Source organism: Plantactinospora sp. WMMC1484 (genome assembly GCF_049315195.1).
Lineage (GTDB): Bacteria > Actinomycetota > Actinomycetes > Mycobacteriales > Micromonosporaceae > Plantactinospora.
The window spans coordinates 3,715,825-3,731,830 of the sequence record NZ_CP186055.1 but is presented as its reverse complement, the minus strand read 5'-3'; the positions used below and the strand labels follow the sequence as shown (position 1 = coordinate 3,731,830).

Annotated in this window: 13 protein-coding genes; 4 read left to right on the top strand and 9 right to left on the bottom strand. The window is 70.7% G+C overall.

The window, feature by feature from the left end; all coding sequences use genetic code 11:
• Positions 1-3: 3 nt before the first annotated feature.
• From ACN28C_RS16400 to ACN28C_RS16390, 3 genes are all read right to left on the bottom strand, one after another.
• The gene (locus tag ACN28C_RS16400) at positions 4-912 is read right to left on the bottom strand and encodes a carbohydrate ABC transporter permease (RefSeq protein WP_422774302.1); all 909 of its coding nucleotides are present in this window, start codon (positions 910-912) and stop codon (positions 4-6) included.
• Between the two features lie 18 nt (positions 913-930).
• Positions 931-2,430 carry an N-acetylglucosamine/diacetylchitobiose ABC transporter substrate-binding protein gene (ngcE, locus tag ACN28C_RS16395; protein ID WP_422774301.1) on the bottom strand — a complete coding sequence of 500 codons (1,500 nt, stop codon included), beginning with the start codon at positions 2,428-2,430 and terminating at the stop codon, positions 931-933.
• Between the two features lie 156 nt (positions 2,431-2,586).
• Complete coding sequence (locus ACN28C_RS16390) at positions 2,587-3,549, bottom strand: MurR/RpiR family transcriptional regulator (protein ID WP_422774300.1); 963 nt, start codon at positions 3,547-3,549, stop codon at positions 2,587-2,589.
• 204 nt (positions 3,550-3,753) lie between these two features.
• Between ACN28C_RS16390 and ACN28C_RS16385 the strand changes: the two genes are divergently transcribed.
• Positions 3,754-4,746 (top strand): N-acetylglucosamine kinase, encoded by a 993-nt coding sequence (locus tag ACN28C_RS16385; RefSeq protein WP_422774701.1) that lies wholly within the window; start codon positions 3,754-3,756, stop codon positions 4,744-4,746.
• Between the two features lie 83 nt (positions 4,747-4,829).
• The gene (locus ACN28C_RS16380) at positions 4,830-5,549 is read left to right on the top strand and encodes a VOC family protein (protein ID WP_422774299.1); all 720 of its coding nucleotides are present in this window, start codon (positions 4,830-4,832) and stop codon (positions 5,547-5,549) included.
• A 223-nt stretch (positions 5,550-5,772) separates the two neighbouring features.
• Here ACN28C_RS16380 and ACN28C_RS16375 read toward each other — a convergent pair whose 3' ends face one another.
• The 4 genes from ACN28C_RS16375 to ngcE (ACN28C_RS16360) form a co-directional block, all read right to left on the bottom strand.
• Positions 5,773-6,162: a hypothetical protein gene (locus tag ACN28C_RS16375; protein WP_422774298.1), complete on the bottom strand. Its 390-nt coding sequence runs from the start codon at positions 6,160-6,162 to the stop codon at positions 5,773-5,775.
• Positions 6,163-6,404: 242 nt separating this feature from the next.
• Positions 6,405-7,319, bottom strand: a complete 915-nt coding sequence (locus ACN28C_RS16370; RefSeq protein WP_422774297.1) for a carbohydrate ABC transporter permease — start codon at positions 7,317-7,319, stop codon at positions 6,405-6,407.
• Positions 7,316-8,224: a carbohydrate ABC transporter permease gene (locus ACN28C_RS16365; RefSeq protein ID WP_422774296.1), complete on the bottom strand. Its 909-nt coding sequence runs from the start codon at positions 8,222-8,224 to the stop codon at positions 7,316-7,318. The genes ACN28C_RS16370 and ACN28C_RS16365 overlap by 4 nt, the downstream gene beginning before the upstream one ends.
• 115 nt (positions 8,225-8,339) lie before the next feature.
• Positions 8,340-9,749: an N-acetylglucosamine/diacetylchitobiose ABC transporter substrate-binding protein gene (gene ngcE / locus ACN28C_RS16360; protein ID WP_422774295.1), complete on the bottom strand. Its 1,410-nt coding sequence runs from the start codon at positions 9,747-9,749 to the stop codon at positions 8,340-8,342.
• 210 nt (positions 9,750-9,959) lie between these two features.
• On the opposite strand from ngcE (ACN28C_RS16360), the gene ACN28C_RS16355 reads away from it, so the two are divergent.
• On the top strand, positions 9,960-11,312 hold the full coding sequence (locus ACN28C_RS16355) for an acyltransferase family protein (protein WP_422774294.1): 1,353 nt from the start codon (positions 9,960-9,962) through the stop codon (positions 11,310-11,312).
• A gap of 59 nt (positions 11,313-11,371) precedes the next feature.
• On the opposite strand, the gene ACN28C_RS16350 is transcribed toward ACN28C_RS16355, so the two are convergent.
• The gene (locus ACN28C_RS16350) at positions 11,372-12,658 is read right to left on the bottom strand and encodes an aspartate aminotransferase family protein (RefSeq protein WP_422774293.1); all 1,287 of its coding nucleotides are present in this window, start codon (positions 12,656-12,658) and stop codon (positions 11,372-11,374) included.
• Positions 12,659-12,857: 199 nt separating this feature from the next.
• Between ACN28C_RS16350 and ACN28C_RS16345 the strand changes: the two genes are divergently transcribed.
• Positions 12,858-14,183, top strand: coding sequence for a hypothetical protein (locus ACN28C_RS16345; protein WP_422774700.1), 1,326 nt, complete (start codon positions 12,858-12,860; stop codon positions 14,181-14,183).
• Positions 14,184-14,215: 32 nt separating this feature from the next.
• Here the strand turns inward: ACN28C_RS16345 and ACN28C_RS16340 are convergent, their stop codons facing one another.
• Positions 14,216-15,973: a PucR family transcriptional regulator gene (locus tag ACN28C_RS16340; RefSeq protein ID WP_422774292.1), complete on the bottom strand. Its 1,758-nt coding sequence runs from the start codon at positions 15,971-15,973 to the stop codon at positions 14,216-14,218.
• Between the last annotated feature and the right edge of the window lie 33 nt (positions 15,974-16,006).

Below are 16,006 nucleotides of genomic sequence, written 5' to 3'. Positions count from 1 at the left end.
ATCTCAGTACTCGACGCTCTCCCGCTTGGACACCCGCAGCGCGAGCGCCGCGAACGTGATGGTCAGGAAGAACAGCGCCACTCCCATCGCCGAGGCGTAGCCGGCCCGGCCGTACACGAAGGCGTTGCGGTAGATCTCCATCGCCAGCACCGTGGTGGCGCCGTCCGGGCCGCCGCTGTCGACGGAGAGCACCGCGACGATGGCGAAGGCGTCGAACGCCGCGATGCCGAGATAGACCCAGGCCACCTGGAGGGTGTCCCAGAGCAGCGGCAGGGTGACCCGGAAGAAGAGCGTGACCTTGGTGGCGCCGTCGAGCTCGGCCGCCTCGTAGATCTCGGTCGGGATCGACGCCATGCCGGCAGAGAAGAGCACCACGTAGAAGCCGACCGCCTGCCAGACCAGCACCCCGATGATCGACCAGAGGGCGAGGTTCGGGTTGATCAGGAAGAAGACCGGTTCGAGCCCGATCTTGGTCAGCACGCCGTTGATCAGGCCGGACTCGTCCGGCCGGTAGACCATCTGGAACAGCACGGCGATGATCGCCACCGCCAGTACCTGCGGGAAGAAGAAGACCACCCGGTAGAAGGCCGAGCCCCGGACACCGACGCGCTGCCCGCCCCGGCTACCGCCACCGACGTTGAGCAGGAACGCGAAGAAGAGCGCGATCGCGATGGTGATCAGCGGCAGGGCAAGCAGCAATATCCCGTGGTGCTGGACGGCCTTCCAGAAGGCGTCGTCGTTCAGCAGCCGCCGGAAGTTGTCGAAGCCGATCCACTCCGGCGTGCCGATCCCCCGCCAGTTCGTCATCGCGAGCTGGAACGCCTGGGCGTACGGCGCGATCACGAAGACCGAGTAGAGCGTGACCGGCAACGCCAGGAAGCCGATCACGAACGGGTACTTGCCCTGCCGCATCGATCAGTCTCCCCCGCCTCAGCGCGTGAACTTGGCGACGCTGCTGTCGCCCTTGATCGCGTCCGCGCGCTTCTGGATGCGGTCGGCCCACTGCTCGGCCGAGGCGCGACCGAACATCAGCTCGTTGGTCGCCGTCCGGGCCTCGGTGTCCAGCTCCTTGTACCAGTTGTCGAACATCATGTTGAAGACGTTCTGCCCGGCCGCCTTGAGCGCGGCCTGCGAGCTGGCCACCCCCGGCGGGAACTGGTAGCCCTCGCTGCCGGCCGGCACCACGGTGGCCGCACCGACGGTCTCGGTGAAGCCCCGGGCGCCCGCCTTGGAGAGCATCTGCCGCATGTACTCCATGCCGCCGCGCGGGTTCTTGCTCTTGGCCGAGACGAAGTAGCCCTCACCGGCCGCCGCCCGCAGCGCCCCCGCCGGCAGCTTGTCCCCGGCCGTCAGGCTCGGCACCGGCATGAGCTGGTACTCGAAGCCGGCCGGCGTGTCCTTCTTCTGCTCGTTCTCCAGCCAGTCGCCGCTGGGGTAGAAGGCGAGCTTGTACTGGTTCTGCCGCAGCTGCACGTCGGTGTGCTTGAGCCCCTCGAAGCTCTTGTCGCCGTACTTGGCGCCGATCTCGGCCCAGGCGCGGGCGGAGGCGATCACCGGCTCGGCCTTCCAGGCGTCCGGCTCCAGGTTGTCGATGTTCTTCAGCACGTCCGGCCCACCGACCTTGGCCGCCTGGGTCAGGATCACGTTCCACATGTAGTAGGCCGCGTTCGCCCCGGCGTAGCCGAACGGGGTGATGCCCTTGGCCTTGATCTGGTCGCAGAGCGCGGTGAACTGCTCCCACGTGGTGGGGACGGTCCAGCCGTTGTCCTTGAAGAGCTTGCCCGAGTACCAGATGCCGTAGACGGTCGAGACGTAGTAGAGGACGAAGGGCTTGCGCCCGCCGTCGGGGGTGTTGAACATGCCCTGCTCGATCACGCCGGGGATGACGGTGTCCCGGACCTTGGTGTTCGGGTCGTCGACCGACGGCGCGTCCCAGAGTTCGGTCAGGTCCTGAAGCTGGTTGTCGTTGACCAGGGCGCCGAAGTCGAGGAACTTCTCGCCGGAGTTGTTGACGAACTCCGGCGGGTCGCCGGCGGTGAAGCGCGGCTGGAGCACCGTGGAGACCGCCTGGGTGGCCTGGTGCTTGATCTCCGCGTTCGGGAACGCCGTCTTGTAGAGCTTCTCGTGCACGTCGGTGGCGTACTTCTCGCCGTAGCCACCGTTGAAGATGATCACCTCCAGCGCGGCGTCCTCCTTGACGCCGAGCGGGTTGGTGGCACTCTTCTCGCCGGTCTCCTGCTCGGTCTCGTCGTCGCCACCGCCGGTGGCACAGGCGTTGAGCAGCCCGACGGCCGGGGTGACGAGCAGACCGGCGGCGGCGGCCCGGCGCAGCACCGTACGGCGGCTGGCGCCCACCGCGGCCGGCAGGTCCGGCCCGGTGGTGGCCGACGGATCAACGCGGTCCGACGTGTGGTCGGGGGTTGCGGACATCTTCATCTCCTCAGTTGAGAATCGGGTCGGGCCAGCCGGACGGCGCCGGATGACCGAGACCTGCCAGCGGTGCGGTTACCGTCCCCGGTGGGGGACGGTCGGGTCGGAGGCGGAAGGGAATGCCTCCACCCCGAGGTGTCGGTGTCGGAATGCGTGTCACGGCCGCGCCTCCCTGTTCGCCTTGTGCCCGCCCACCGCCCGGGCCGTCCGCTGGAACGCGGCGTGGGCCCGGTCGTGGGTCCGCTGGGCGACGGCGATGTAGAGCAGGTCGAGCACGACGAGCTGCGGGTGCCGGGCGGAGAGCGCGTCCGGCCGGAAGCTGGTCGCCTGGCTGGCGGTGAGTAGCACGATGTCGGCCAGCTCGGCCAGCGGCGACCGGGGAAAGCCGGTCAGCGCCACCGTGGTCGCGCCGTGGCTGCCCGCCTCGGCCAGGGTCTCGATCGTCTCGCGGGTCTGGCCACCGTGCGAGATGCCCAGCGCCACGTCGCCGGGGCGGAGCAGCGCGGCGCTGGCCAATCCCTCGTGTACGTCGTTCCAGGCCCACGCCGCCACCCCGATGCGGTGCAGGCTGAACTGCATCTCCTCGCCGACCAGCGCGCTGCCGCTGGCGCCGAAGATGTTCACCCGGGCCGCTCCGGCGATCGCCTCGGCAGCCCGCCCGACCTCGGTCAGGTCGAGCAGGTCGGCGGTGTCGTGCATCGCCCGGGTGTCCGCCGCGATGATCTGGCCGAGGACCCGTTCCAGCGGATCGGTCGGCTGGATCTCCCGGCCGATGTCGACCGTCCAGCCGGCGCTGTGTGCCCGGCCGGTCTCGGCGGCGATGCCGAGCCGGAGGTCGGCGTAGCCCTCGAACCCGAGCGCCCGGCAGAACCGGGTGACCGTGGCCGGGGACGTACCGCTGCGTTCCGCCAGCTCGACGATGGTGGCCCGGGCGGCGGCGGCCGGGTCGCTGAGCACGTGCTCGGCCACCCGTTGCAGCGCGCCGGTGAACTCCGGGAGCCGGGACCGGACCCGGACCAGCACGCTGTCCGCCGGTGAGAGCCCGGCGGCGGCCCGGCGGTCGGGCTCGGCATCGACCACCGCGGTGCCCGCGATGGTCTCCGCCTCCGGCTCGACCATGGGCCGTCCCACCTTTCGGAAAAGGAAGTTAACTGTTAGTGGTAAAAGTTCTTACTAACCCCCCCTCCTTGTCAAGACGATGGGTGAAGTTTTCAAACTGTTACCTGGACGGGACTGGTGGCGGACCGGCGACGCTTGCCCCGGACAGCCGGAACGACCAGCATGTATGTCGATCGACTCGGGTACGAGAGGTGGCTGCCGGTGATGTCGGACGGCATGGTGGTGGGACTCGACGTCGGCGGCACCTCGACCCGGGCCACGGTGGTCGCACTGTCCGGGGAACGGCTCGGCACCGGGCGGGCCGGCGGCGGCAACCCGACCAGCCACGGCGCCGAGCAGGCCGCCGAACAGCTCCGGGTGGCGCTGACCGACGCCCTCGCCGGGCTCGACCCGGAACTCGTCCGGGCCGGCACCATCGGGCTGGCCGGAGCGGGTCGACTGCTCGCCGATCCCGCCGGCCGGGCCGCCTTCGACCGGACCTGGCAGGACGTCGGACTGCGCTGCCCGTACGAGGTCTTCGGCGACGCCCTCGTCGCGTACGCCTCCGGCGCCGCCGAACCGGACGGCACGATCCTGATCGCCGGCACCGGCGCGATCGCCGCCGAGGTACGCGACATGGCGCTGGACCGGGTCGCCGACGGCCACGGCTGGCTGCTCGGCGACGCCGGCAGCGGCTTCTGGCTCGGCCGGGAGGCCGTCCGGCAGGCACTGGCCGACCTCGACCGGCACCAGCCACCCGGACTGCTCTCCACCCTCGTGCTGACCGAGCTGCTCGGTTCGGCGGAGGTCGCCGCCCGCCCCCGGGACACCGTAGACGTGCTGGTGCAGACCGTGACCCGGCGGCCCGCCGTCGAACTGGCCGCGCTCGCCCCACTGGTGCTCAAGGCTGGCATCGACGGCGACCCGGCCGCCACCGCGATCTTCGGCGAGGCCGCCCGGCTGCTCTCCGCCAACGTGGACCGGATCCGGCCGGCGGAGGCACGCACGCCGATCGTGCTCGGCGGCGGGCTCCTCGTCGTCGACACGCCACTGGTACAGACCGTACGTTCGGCCCTGACGGCGCGCTGGCCGGACGCACCCCTGCGGTACGCCGACGACGGTGCGCTCGGCGCCGCCTGGCTCGCCGCCCGCAGCCTGCCCGAGCTGACCGACCCGGCCGAGTTACACCGCCGGCTGTTCGACCCGGTCGACGGCTGAGTCATCAGCCGATCGGATGACCGAAGGCGATGATCGGCTATTTCCATGTGCGACGGACACCTCACGACGCCTAGGAAGGAGGCATGACCAACGAGGTGACCGTTCCCCTGCTGCCGTGCGCATCCATCGACGACATCGAAACCTTCTACGGAGTTCTCGGTTTCCGCACCACGTACAAGCAGCGCAAGCCCAACGCGTGCGTGGCGGTGCAGCGGGAAGACCTGCATCTGCAATTCTTCGAGATCCCCGGATTCGACCCGGAGCAGTCCTACGGCTCCTGTCTCGTCATCACCGCGGACATCGAGGGACTACACCGAGCATTCGCAGCCGGCATGCGCGCCGCGTACGGCAAGGTCCTGGTATCCGGAACGCCGCGGATGACCAGGCCCAGGGCACGGAAGAACGCCGACGGGCTGGGCGGGTTCAGCGTCATCGACCCGGGCGGCAACTGGATCCGCGTCTTTCGGAACGCCGCCACCGCGCCCACGCCGGCCACCACGCCTGCCGGGCGGCTGGCCAAGGCCCTGGCGAATGCTGTCGTGCAGGCCGACTCCAGGGGAAGCGTCGGCCAGGCCGTTCGGATCCTCGACAGCGCGCTGGCCCGCCCACAAACCGACGACGACCCGGTCGAGCAGGTAGAGGTCCTGGTCTACCGCGCCGAACTCGCGATGGTGCTACACAATCCAGAGACCGCGGCCGAGATGCTGGCCCGCGCCCAGTCCGTCACGCTCACGGAAGACGAATCCGAAAGGGCGGCACCCGCGTTCGACAACGCCGCCGAACTCGCAGCAGCACTGCGGTAACTCACCATACGAACGCCTCCCTCATCTCGGCCTTGTCCGCGTGCTCGGCCTGGCCAACCGAGTGCTCACGGATGAGCGAGAGAGCGGAGACTGTCGCGTTCGTTCATGTGGGAGCCCGGGCCGGAGTGCCCCGGGCGACCCGGCGACCATGGGGGTGGTGGGCGGAGTGGATAGCCCGGTGGCGGACCCCGCGCCACCACCGACGGTGGGTGTTACGGCTGCATCAGCTCGCCGGACGGATATCGAGGCGAGTACATGTCCTGTTCAACAAGGCATCAGTCGCTGGTCCGAACGGCAGGGTCAGGCCAACGCAGTAGATGGTGCCGTGGTAGTCCCCTGATGAGAGCCATTGGACGGGCGTCGCGGGATTGTAGCCCAGGTTGAAGCTACCGACGGTGCCGCCGAAGCACCGTGTCGGACGTGATGCGTAGGTCAGCCAGATTTGGCGCGGCAGCTGATTGGCGTTACACCGCCGCTCATCGATGAGCGGTTCGACGGTCCGCGCAGCGGCGACCGTCGCAGGGGCAGGGGCAGCCTGCGCGGGGGGACTGAATGCGATTGCGGCAACGAGCGTTGCCACCATGGACAGTGTGACCGCTACCCGTTTCGGCATGTGTTACTCCCTTGTTGGGCTCACGACACATGGCGATCGGCATCAAGAATCGGCGATCGTCGGTGCCTCTCGGTTGCGACCATTGGAGCGGTCAGAAGCTTCACGGAAGCTTCAGACCAGCTTCACGCGACGATCAGCGATCAGGGCTGAGACCCAGGAGCCCCGGTGGGGTCGCAAACGGCCGGACCGGACGGGCCCGGGGAAGCCGGGCCGTCGGACGTGACGCGGGTACGACCCCTCGCCTACTTGAGCTGCCCGGCCGTCAGCCCGGACTGGATCTGGCGCTGGAAGAGCACGTAGACCACCAGCACCGGCAGCATCCCGAGGGTGAGCCCGGCGAAGAGCCCGCTGAAGTCGCCCTGGTAGCCCTGGCTGACCGCCAGCGCCGCGAGCCCCTGCGCGAGTACCCATTTGGACTCGTCCCCCTGCATCAGCACCTGGGGCAGGATGAACTGGTTCCACTGGCTGAGGAAGTTGAAGATGGCCACGCTGATCAGGCCCGGCCGGGCCATCGGCAGCATCACCCGGAAGAAGAGCCGGAAGTGGCCGCAACCGTCGATCAGTGCCGCCTCCGCGATCGAGGTCGGCAGGGTCCGGAAGAAGGCGGAGAGGAAGAAGACCGTGAACGGCAGCGAGTAGGCCGCGTAGACCAGGATCAGCCCGGTCCAGCTGTTGAAGAGCCCGGCGTTGCGGACCACGAAGAAGAGCGGCACCAGGGCGAGGAAGACCGGGAACATCATCCCGCCGACGAAGAGGTAGTAGAAGACCTGCCGGAACCGGAACTCGTAGCGGGCGAAGACGTACGCGGCGGCGGCGCCGAAGAGCATCGTCAGGGTCAGCGAGCCGGCCACCACGACCGCGCTGTTCAGGAAGTATTGCCCGATCCGGGCCTCGGTCCAGGCCCGCGCCCAGTTCTCGAAGCGCAGCGCGCCCGGCAGTCCCCATGGTTCGCTGAGGATCTCGCCGTCGCTCTTGAACGAGCTGACCACGACCCAGAGCAGCGGCAGGGTGGTCAGCAGCGCCCAGAGCAGCAGGAAGCCGTGCGAGAAGACGTTGAGCACGCCCAGCTCACGGCGGGGTCTCCGGTCGCCGGCTCCGGACCGGCCGTCGCTGCCGGCGGCGGGCGGGGCCGGCGCGGAGGTGTCGACGGTGGTCATGAGTACTCGATCCGCTCCCGGCGGGTGACGCGCAGCGCCAGCACCGCCACCGACAGGGTCAGGAAGAACATCACCACGCCGATCGCCGAGGCGTAGCCGAACTTGGTCTCGGTGCCGAACGCCGTGTTGTACATCCGCAGGCCGATCACGTCCGAGGAGTGGTTGGGCCCGCCGTCGGTCATCTGCTGGATCAGGATGAAGCCGTCCAGCGCGGCGATGGCCAGGTAGATCCAGGCGACCTGGACGGTGTCCCAGAGCAGCGGGATGGTGATCCGGCGCAGCGTGGTGAACCGGGAGGCACCGTCGAGCATCACCGCCTCGTAGATGTCCTTCGGGATGGCCTGCATCGCCGCGCCGAAGAGCACCACGTAGAAGCCGACGTTGGCCCAGACCATCACCGCCAGCACCGCCCAGAACGCGGTGCGCGGGTCGCCGAGCCAGGTCGGGGCGGGGAGCCCGACCGCGCGCAGCGACGCGTTCAGCAGCCCGCTGTTGGGGTGGTAGACCTCCTTCCAGAGCAGCGCGATGATCACCACCGAGAGGACCTGGGGGAAGAAGTAGACCAGCCGGTACGCCGCCGTGCCGCGTACCCCGACCACCCCGGCGGTACCGCGCCGGCCGCCCATGTTGAGCATGCTGGCGAAGAAGAGCCCGAGCCCGATGGTCAGCACCGGCAGCAGCGCCAGCAGGATCGCGTTGTTCTTCACCGCGTTCCAGAGGGCGCCGTCGCGCAGCAGCGTGGCGAAGTTCTCCAGCCCGACGTAGTCGGCGGTGGCCGAGTAGCCCAGCCAGTTGGTGGTGGAGATCTGGAACGCCTGGAGGTACGGCGAGAGCACGAAGATGCCGTACAGCAGCAACGGCGGCACCAGGAAGGTGATGATCAGCGGATACTTGCCATGTTTCACGAGCCTGACATCCTTGCCCACTCCACGCGGGAGGGCCGGCCCCCGCGATGATCTCCACGCGGGGGCCGGCCGTGCGGCCGACCCCCGCGACGGCACCCGAACTGTCCGCGCTCGACTAGCCGCGCTTGTACTTCTTGATGCTGCTGTCGGCGGCGATCTGGTCGGCGCCCTTCTGGCACTGGTCCAGGAACTCCGCCGGGGTGCTCCGGCCGCTGAAGAACTCGCCGCAGGCGGCGTCGACCAGCTCCCGCTCCAGCTTCCGGTAGAAGTTGTTGTAGACCCAGTTGAAGCCGTTGCTGCCCGAGGCGTCCAGCGCCTTGACCACCGAACTCAGCCCGAAGGGCAGGTCGATGCCCTCGGTCGAGCCGGCCACCACGCTGAGGCTGGAAACCTTCCGAGTGAAGTCCTGGGCGCCCTTCATCGAGAGCATGGTGCGCAGGTATTCAAGTCCGCCGGCCCGGTTGTTGGCCTTGGCCGGCACGATGAACGGCTCCCCCGCCGTGCCGCGCATCGCCTCGAACGGCAGTTTGTCGCCGGGCCCGAGACTGGGCGTCGGCGCGATGGACATGTTGAAGCCGGGCGGGGTGACCTTGGCCTGCTCGCTCTCCAGCCAGGAGCCGCAGGAGATGAAGGCGGCCTTGCCCCGGCACCACTCGGTCTGCGACTGCACGTGGTCGAGGCCGGGGCTGCCGGAGAGGATGAAGCCGTCCTTGACTATCTGGTACCAGGCGTCCGCCGCCGCCTTCATCCACTCGGACTTCCAGGCGTTCGGCTCCAGGTTGTCGATCGCCTTCGCCACGTCCGGGCCGCCGAACTTGATCGCCGTCGCGATCACCGGCCAGCTCATGTAGCGGGGATGCTTGCCGGCGTACGTCCAGGGGGCGATACCGGCGGCCTTGATCTGCCGGCAGAGCGCGATGTGGTCGTCCCAGGTCTTCGGGTACTGCCAGCCTCGGTCGGCGAAGAGCTTCGTGGAATACCAGATCCCGTACGCGGTGTAGGCGTAGCTGAGCACCAGGAACCTGCCGTCGTACGAGCCGACGTCCACCACGCCCGGCAGCAGGGTGTCCCGGACCTTCTTGCCGGGGATGTCGAGGCTCGGCGCGTCCAGCAGCTCGCCGAGGTCGGCCAGGGCGCCCTGCGAGACCAGGCCGTTGAAGTCGATCTGGCCGCCGCCGGAGTTGTTCACCACGTCCGGCGGGGTGCCGTCGACGAACCGGGGCTGGAGAGTCTTGTTGATCTCCTGGGTCGCCGAGTGCTTGATCGTCGCCTGTGGATATTTTTCGTTGTACATCGCCTCGTGGGCTTTGGCATACTCTTCCCCGAAGCCACCATTGAAGATGACCACCTCGAGCGGCGCGTCCTCCTTGACGCCGAGCGGGTTCTGCTCACTCTTCGTACCCTCGACGGCCTCGCCGCCGTTGTCGTCACCGCCGCCGAGGGCGCAACCGGTCAGCAGCCCGGTGGCGGGGGCGGCCAGCAGGCCGGCCGCCGCAGTACGACGGAGGATCTCACGCCTGTTCATAGCTTCTCCTCGGATCCGGTCCAGGTGGACGCCGCAGCCGATGGCGCTCGTCTTCACGCAGGTCTCTACTGTGTGGTGCTTGTCTTCAGTTCACTGAAAGTTACTGAAGGATTCTTACGGACAGACGTGCCGGCAGCAAGCCCTCACGGCCGAACCGTTACGGACCGGCAATCCGCCCCGGCCCGGCGACGGAGTCGATAGCCTGGCCACATGCGCCGCCTGCGGGAAGTCGCCGGCCGCACACCCGCCCAGCGGGAGCGCTACGTCGACCTGCTCCGTGCGGTGGCGATCATTATGGTGGTGCTCGGGCACTGGCTGATCGCCGTGCTCGACCACGACGACGCGGGACGGCTGCGCGGCCACAACGCCCTGGAGGAGATCACCTGGGCCCACCCGGGCACCTGGCTCTTCCAGGTCATGCCGCTCTTCTTCCTGGTCGGCGGATACGCCAACGCCGCTTCCCTCGGCAGCCAGCGGCGCCGGGGCGGCGATGCCGGCGACTGGCTGCGGGACCGCAGCGGCCGGCTGCTCCGGCCGACCACCGTGCTGCTGGTGCTGCTCGCCCTCGCCGCCCTGCTCGCCCGGCTGCTCGGCGCCGGCCCGACTCAGGTCCGCGAGGTCGTCTGGTACGCCACCGTGCCGCTCTGGTTCCTCTCCGCCTACCTCTGCGTGGTGCTGCTGACCCCGGTGACGTACGCCCTGCATCTGCGCTACGGCCTCGCGGTCCCGGTGGTGCTGCTCGGCCTCGCCGCCGCCGGTGACCTGGCCCGGCTGCTCGGCGAGGGCCGGTGGGGGTACGGCAACTTCCTCTTCGGCTGGCTCGCCATGCACCAGGTCGGCTTCGCCTGGCGGACCGGGAGCCTGCCGATGCGGCCCCGGCTCGGCGTACCGCTGCTGCTGGCCGGAGCGACCGCATTGCTGCTGCTCACCCTGGTCGGTCCGTACCCGACCAGCATGATCAACCAGCCGGGCCAGCGGATCCAGAACATGTCGCCGCCCAGCCTGGCCCTGCTCGCCCTGGCCACCACGCAACTCGGGCTGATCATGCTGCTCCGCGCCCCGGCCGAGCGGTGGCTGCACCGCACCCGCCCCTGGACGCTGGTGGTCGCCGTCAACTCGGTGGTGCTGACCATCTTCCTCTGGCACCTCACCGCCGTGATCCTGCTGGCCGGCGCGCTGGACGCGCTCGGCGCACTGCCCACCCCGGCGGTCGGCAGCGCCGCCTGGTGGCTCTGGCGGATCCCCTGGGTGATCATGCTCGCCCTGGTACTGGCGCTGCTGGTCACCGCCTTCGCCCGCTTCGAACTGCGCGGCACCCGCCGCCCCACCACCCGCCCCCGCTGGATGCCACCCGCCCTCTGCCGGGCACTCACCCGCCCACTGCCCCGGCTCCTCCTCATCGTGCTCGGCTTCGCCGCCGCCGTCGTCGGCCTGTTCAGCAACAACGTCGCCCCGAAGAGCGGCGACTACCTGCTCGGCCTCCCGGTCGGCGCGCTGGTCGCGTACCTCGCCGGGGCCGCCCTGCTCCGCCTCCTCCGCTCCACCCCACCGAAAAAGGTGTAAGGCGGGGGCCCTTCTACAAGAGAAAACGATAAGCGGGGGCCCTTCCTTACACCTCTGTCCTACAGCGTGGCGAGGGCGTCGGCGAGGATGGCCAGCCCTTCCCGGGCCTCATCCTCGGTCAGGGTGAGTGGGGGGCCCATCCGCAGCACGTTGCCGTAGAGGCCGCCCTTGCCGACGAGCAGGCCGCCGCGCCGGCACTCCTCGAAGACCCGGCCGGTGGCGGTGGTGTCCGGCTCGGCGGTGCCGGGGCGGACGAGTTCGACGGCGAGCATCAGGCCCTTGCCGCGTACCTCGCCGATGGCCGGGTGCCGGTCGGCCAGCTCGCGCAGCCCGGCGAGGAGTACGCCGCCGACCCGGGCCGCGTTGGCCTGGAGGTCGTGGTCGAGCAGGTAGTCCAGGACGGCGTTGCCGGCCGCCGTGGAGACCGGGTTGCCGCCGAAGGTGGAGAAGGAGATGGCCCGCACCGCGTCGAGCACCTCGGCCCGGCCCACCACCCCGGCCAGGGCGAAGCCGTTGCCGATGCCCTTGGCGAAGGTCAGCAGGTCCGGGGTGACCCCGTGCGCCTGGTAGCCCCAGAAGTGTTCCCCGGTCCGCCCCCAGCCGGTCTGCACCTCATCCGAGATGAGCAGGATGCCGGACTCGTCGAGCACCTTCTTGAACGCCCCGAGGAGCCCGTCCGGCGGGGCCACGAAGCCGCCCACCCCCTGGATCGGCTCGGCGATCAGGCAGGCCACGTCCCCGCTGGTCTGGGTCGCCAGCACCTCGCGCAGGTCGTCGACGGCCGCGTCGACGTACTCGTCCGGGCCGAGCCGGGCCAGCAGGCCGCGCAGCCGGTCGGCGGAGTGCAGCCAGCTCACCTGGAGCGGGTTGAGGCTGCTCGCCGACCAGCTCCGGTGCCCGGTGATCCCCATCGCCGCGTACGACCGGCCGTGGTAGCTGTTCCGCACCGCCAGCACCTGGTGCGACCGCCGGTAGTTGGTGGCGACCAGCAGCGCCGCCTCGTTGGCCTCGGTGCCGGAGTTGGTGAAGAAGACCCGGGCGTCCGGGATGCCGGAGAGCCCGGCGATCTTCTCGGCCAGCTCCACCTGCTGCCGGATCAGGTAGAGCGTCGAAGTGTGCACCACGCCGGTGGCGAGCTGCCGCCGTACCGCCTCGGTCACCTCGGCGATGTCGTAGCCGAGCATGTTCGTCAGCACCCCGCCGAAGAAGTCCAGGTAGCTGCGGCCCTGCGCGTCGGTGACCCGGCGCCCGGACCCTGAGACGATCTCGATCGGCTCGGCATAGTAGAGCGGCATCCAGGACGGCAGGACGGCCCGGTGCCGCGCCAGCAGCTCCTCGGTGGTCATGCGTGGTCACATCCCTTCCCGGGTACGCGGACCACTGCACGCTCCCACCGCACCGGCACGCCGGGCAACTGCCACCCTGTCGGGCACCCGGGCCCGGACATTGACATCCCGTCAACCGGCGGCCGGCCGCTCCGGGGGTTGCTTACTATTGCGTGTGCCCAACGAGCTATTGCCTGCGCCCGACGAGCAGCTCCGGCGGATGGCCGCCTTCTCCTTCCCGGCCCGCTCCTTCGACCCGGCCACCGGGGAGGCCGGCCTCGGCTATGCGCTGACCGGTCCGGACGGCGAGCTGCGCTTCACCGAGCGGATCACCTTTCCGCTGCCGGAGGCCCCGCCGTCGGCCGCGACCCTGGCCACCTTCGAGCGGGTGCTGGAGCTGCTGCACCTGGTCGCCGGGGTGAGCTACTACAAGGCCGCGGCGCCGCCCCGGCTGGTCCTGCCGGCGCCGCTGGGCGAGGCCGCCGTCGCGCTGGTCACCGCCGTCTACACCGCCGGTCTCGCCGAGTACGCGTACCGCAACGATCTGCCGCACGTGCTGGACCTGGTCCCGGAGCTGCCGGACGGGCAGGTCACCGACCCGGTCGCGCTGGACAACTCGGACCGCCGGCCGCTGTCGACGGTCGGTGGCGGCAAGGACTCCATCGTCAGCCTGGAGGCGCTGCGCCGGGCCGGCTTCGACCCGGTGCCCTTCTCGGTCAACCCGAACCACATCATCGTCAGCGTCAACGAGGCTTCCGGGCTGACCCCGCTGGCCGCCCGGCGCCGGCTCGACCCGGCGCTCATCGAGCTGAACGCGGCCGGGGCGCGCAACGGGCACATCCCGGTCACCGCGATCAACTCGCTGGTCGCGGTCGCCACCGCCGTGCTGCACGGGCTCGGCCCGGTGGTGATGTCGAACGAGCGCTCCGCCTCCGACCCGAACCTGCTCTGGCACGGTCGCCCGGTCAACCACCAGTGGTCCAAGGGGGTGGAGGCGGAAGGGCTGCTCCGGGCGGCGCTCGCCGGGCACGCCGGGCTGGCCGAGCCGTACTTCTCGCTGCTGCGCCCCCTCTCCGAGCTGCACATCGCCCGGCTCTTCGCCCAGTTCGACCGCTACGACGACGTGGTGACCAGCTGCAACGCCGCGTTCAAGCTGAGCGACCCGAGCGACCGGTGGTGCGGCAACTGCCCGAAGTGCCGCTTCATCTTCCTGGCCCTGGCCCCGTTCATGCCCCGGGCCCGGCTGGTGCAGATCTTCGGCGCCGACCTGCTGGCCGATCCCGCTCAGGTGCCCGGCTACCTCGAGATCCTCGGCATCGACGCGCACAAGCCCTTCGAGTGCGTCGGTGAGGTCGAGGAGTCGGTGGTGGCGCTCGGCCTGGCCGCGGAGCACCCGGACTGGCGGGACGCGGCCGTGGTCCGCACCCTGCTGGACGCGCTTCCGGAGCAGGCGTGGACGGCGGCCGGCGCCACCGATGTCTTCACCCCGGCCGGCCCGCACTTCGTCCCACCGGCCTACGCCAAGGCGCTCACCGCGATCTCCTGACCCGCCGCAGGGGAGGGCGGGCAGCCGCCGGCTCAGTCGTCCCGAACGGCGTCCAGGGCGAGCAGGGCGACGTGCAGCGACAGGCAGTCGTCGACCGAGTCCAGGTCGACCCGGAGGATCCGGGAGATCCGGGCCAGCCGCTCGTAGAAGGCCGGCCGGGACAGGTGCGCCGCCGCAGCCGCCGCCGACTTGTTCCGTCCGCTCGCCAGATAACCGCGGAGGGTGCCGAGCAGGTGCTCGCGCGGGTGTTCGGCGTCGTGCGCCAGCAGGGGTCCGAGTTCCCGTTCGACGAAGGTCTGCAACCTCGGCTCGTCCCGGAGCAGGTGCAGCAGCCCGGCCAGCCCGACCTGCGGCAGCCGGAACACCGGCAGGTCCCGTCGACCGCGCCGGGCGGCGTCGGCGACCTGGCGGGCCTCGATCAGCGAGCGTCGCGCCTCCCGTACGCTCGCCACGCCCGACCCGGCCGCCACGATCACCGCCCCCGGGGTGCCGTAGGGCCGGGCGGCGTGGGGCCCGGTCGCCGGCGGGCTCGCATCCTGGCGTACCCGGTCGGCAGCCGCCGGGCCCGCATCCACGCGTACCCGGTCCAGGGCCGCCGCGAAGGCGGCCAGGGCGGGCTCCTCCTGCCCGGCCTCGCGGAGCGCCAGCAGCGCCCCGACCGCCTGGTCGTCCAGGGTGCTGGTCAGGCCGCTCAGCTCGGCCTCCCGGAGCGCCTGACTGACCGCCTCGGCCAGGTCCCGCAGCCGGGCCTGACCCGCCGGGCCACCCGCTGCCGGGCCACCCGCCGCCGGCCCGGCCCCGCCCGGCTCGTCGGCGCGGTACCGCACCACCACCCCGACCAGGTGCCGCCGGTCCAGCGGTACGCCGAGCGCCCGGGCCCGCAACGCCACCTCGTCGACCGGCCGGGTGTGGTCGAGCAGGGCGCTGAGCAGGGTGCGGTGGATCTGCCGCTCCAGCCCCTCGGCGTCCCGCCGGATCAGCCGGCCCAGCGCCAGGGTGGAGGCGGCCCGCTCGACAAGGATGGTCAACCGGGTCGGCGGGGCACCCGGTGCGGCCGGCAGCTCACCGGCGGGCCAGCGCAGCAGTAGCCGCCCCCAGTCCTGCCCCCGGGCGCCGACGGTGGTGCAGAGCCAGCCGGCGTCCGGGTCGTAGCCGGTCCGGCCGGTCGTCGGCCGGATCCGCCGGGAGTGCTGCTCCCAGCCCCGGAGCAGCAGCTCGGCACTCTCCCCCGCCGGGTCGTGGCAGAGCACCTGCCGGGAGAGGTTCTCCAGGACCACCGGGCAGCCGGCCAGCTCGGCAGCCTGCCGGACCACCTCGGCCGGCTCGGCACCCTCGACGGAGAGTTCGGTGAAGCGCTGGTGGATCTCCTCGGTGGCCCGCAGCTCGGCGAGCTGGGCGTCGACGATCAGCCCGTGCACCGCCTCGGTGATCCGGACGAAGGGCGTCACCCGACAGAGTTCGACAAGTGGGAGGTGCCGGCGCTCGGCCGCCGCGATCATCGCCCGGGGCACCGCCGCCGGATAGCGCCGGCCCAGCTCGACGACGAGTCCGGAGACCCCGACGTCGGCCAGCTCGCCGACGAAGGCGCGCAGCCCGGCGTCGTCGGCCGGCAGCCCAATCCCGGTGGTGAGGACCAGCTCACCACCGCTGAGCAGGGCCGCGATGTCCGGCACCTCGGCGGCGTGCACCCAGCGTACGGGCCGGTCCAGCCCGGCCGCCCCGGCAACCACCCGGGGGCCGCCGTGCCGGACCGGGTCGAGAGCCAGCACCTCACGCACGGTGGGAAACACGGCCCCGACGCTACCCTCCGTGCCGGCCCTCCT